This is a genomic window from Mesorhizobium sp. GbtcB19 (assembly GCF_019091085.1).
Classification (GTDB): Bacteria; Pseudomonadota; Alphaproteobacteria; order Rhizobiales; family Rhizobiaceae; genus Mesorhizobium.
The window spans coordinates 1-233 of record NZ_JAGXJY010000579.1 but is presented as its reverse complement, the minus strand read 5'-3'; the positions used below and the strand labels follow the sequence as shown (position 1 = coordinate 233).

Annotated in this window: 1 pseudogene; it reads left to right on the top strand. The window is 62.2% G+C overall.

What is annotated here, in order from left to right:
- Nucleotides 1–84 precede the first annotated feature (84 nt).
- Nucleotides 85–233 (top strand): annotated as a pseudogene (locus KVT37_RS33725) (protease HtpX); the annotation flags it as partial.

Here is a 233-nt window from a genome sequence, read left to right as displayed (position 1 = left end):
TCATTTAGCCATGACGCCAGAAGGTGGGACCCCTATTCGCCACCAACTCAGACGGATGACCCGAAGAACACGCTACGCTCCGCCATGCTTCTTGCCGCGATGACGGCGCTGATCATGGGCGTCGGCTACCTGATCGGCGGCTCGGGCGGCATGGTCAACGCGAGGCTGATCGCCGCCGGCACCAATCTGTTCAGCATCTGGAGCGCCGACAAGATGGGGCTGTGGGTGAACGT